Origin of the sequence: Streptomyces katrae (assembly GCF_000966975.1) — a bacterium.
GTDB lineage: Bacteria > Actinomycetota > Actinomycetes > Streptomycetales > Streptomycetaceae > Streptomyces > Streptomyces katrae.
The window spans coordinates 1-1,685 of the sequence record NZ_JZWV01001134.1; the positions used below are offsets into that span (position 1 = coordinate 1).

General features: G+C 69.5%; 3 protein-coding genes. 1 reads left to right on the plus strand and 2 read right to left on the minus strand.

Annotated features, from left to right (window positions below; all coding sequences use genetic code 11):
- Together VR44_RS33690 and VR44_RS48610 are read right to left on the minus strand one after the other, a co-directional pair.
- Positions 1 to 318: DNA polymerase ligase N-terminal domain-containing protein (locus tag VR44_RS33690; protein WP_045951442.1), on the minus strand; the 318-nt coding region annotated here is incomplete at its 3' end.
- Positions 319 to 455: 137 nt separating this feature from the next.
- The gene (locus VR44_RS48610; protein ID WP_281187251.1) at positions 456 to 581 is read right to left on the minus strand and encodes a hypothetical protein; all 126 of its coding nucleotides are present in this window, start codon (positions 579 to 581) and stop codon (positions 456 to 458) included.
- A gap of 114 nt (positions 582 to 695) precedes the next feature.
- On the opposite strand from VR44_RS48610, the gene VR44_RS33695 reads away from it, so the two are divergent.
- Positions 696 to 1,250 carry a P-loop nucleotide/nucleoside kinase family protein gene (locus tag VR44_RS33695; protein ID WP_045951441.1) on the plus strand — a complete coding sequence of 185 codons (555 nt, stop codon included), beginning with the start codon at positions 696 to 698 and terminating at the stop codon, positions 1,248 to 1,250.
- Positions 1,251 to 1,685: the final 435 nt, after the last annotated feature.

The following is a 1,685-nucleotide window of genomic DNA, read 5'->3' on the forward strand; positions in this document are numbered from 1 at the left end:
CACGATCACCGTGCCGCCGCCGTACTCGCCTTCCGGAATCGTGCCCTCAAAATCGCGGTATTCCAGCGGATGGTCCTCGGTCGGGGTCGCGAAGCGCTTGTCGTGCGGGTCGTTCGAGGGCCCTTTGGGCACCGCGAAGGACTTCAGCACGCCGTCCGCCTCCAGCCGGAAATCGAAGTGCATGCTGCTGGCGTCGTGGATCTGGACGACGTACGAGGGCCGCTCCCCGGAGGCCTCCGCGAGCCGTCCCTCGGGCTCGGCGGTCCTGGAGAAGTCACGCCGCCGGTGGTAGCGGGCCAGCGCCCTCCTGGCCGTCATCGCATCCTCCTCACACCGCCGGACGAGGCCCCCACGGAAGCGGCTACCCCGCTCCGCCACGGTCATCCGCATCAGCGCACACCTTCCGGTAGCCGTGGCGCAGAGCCTGGGCGGGCTCCCCGCGGAAGGGAACGCTCTCAGCCCTTGTGCGTGCGGACGACCACGGTGCGGTCGGCGGCTTTGACCAGGTCGACGAAGCCCAGGGCGTACATCGGGCCGATGACGATCTGGGTGTACGTGTGGTTCGGTTCGCCGAAGCTCAAGAAGAAGTTTCTCCGGGGTCGGAAACGGGGACGGTGCGGACCGGTGCCCGGATCCGATGCATACGGGTACGGCTACATCGGGCCGCAGGACAGTCCCCCTTCAGGAGCTCACGGATGCCAGCCAGGCCCACCCTCGTGGTGGTCAGCGGTCCACCCGCCACCGGAAAGACCACCCTCGCGCACACCCTCGCCCGGCAACTCGGATGCCCCGTGATCGTCCGCGACGAGATCAAGCAAGGCATGGTCATGAACGCCACCGCCCACCGGACCGGCAGGGACGACCCCCTCAACGTCCCCGCCATGCACGCCTTTTTCGACACCCTCGGCCTGCTCGTCCGGGCAGGCGTCACCGTCGTGGCCGAGGCCGCCTACCAGGACCGCATCTGGCGCCCCGGCCTCGAACCCCTCACGACGCTCGCCGACCTCCGGATCCTGCGCTGCACCGCACCCACGCCCACCATCACCGAGCGCATGACGCACCGTGCCGACTCGGACGTGCACCGCGCCGCCCACGACGACCGCCGGCTCCTCACCGACCTCTCCACGGGCGCCTACAACCCCCAGGCGTTCGCCGACATCTCCCTCGCCGCACCCACCCTGCTCGTGGACACCTCCGACGGCTACCGCCCGGGAACGGCCGAGATCGCAGCCTTCGCCCGAGGCCACTGACCCGGAAGGGGCGCCTTCGTTTCTGCGAGAATGATCGTTTGGAGTGTTCAAGTGCCGGTCGTGGCGGATGGGCCCGCCCGGTGCCGGGGGAGTGAGAGACGAGCATGCGTACGTGGAAGAGGACTGCCCTGGCGGCGACGGGCGCGGTGGCCGCCGTCGCCGTCCTGGCCGGGTGCAACGGGCTGGGGCCGGGGAGAGCGGTACACCCATGGAACTCGGGGACATGGACAACGACATCATGATCAGGACGGAGTCCGGCCTGAGGACACGCGCCCTGATCGTCATGATGGGCTCGGCGAAGTGAGCCGACTGCCCGCCGGTGCAGAGCACCAAGACCCTGGGGCCGGGGCAGTCGGAGAAGGTCTGCACCGCGTTCCTGATCCCGGCCGGGCAGAAGCCGGCCGCGGTCGAGCTGTTCCGCGGGTACAACGCGGA

Coding starts and splice junctions, on each gene's coding strand:
- VR44_RS33695 (WP_045951441.1), top strand. CDS start 696: ATGCCAGCCAGGCCCACCCTCGTGGTGGTCAGCGGTCCACCCGCCACC.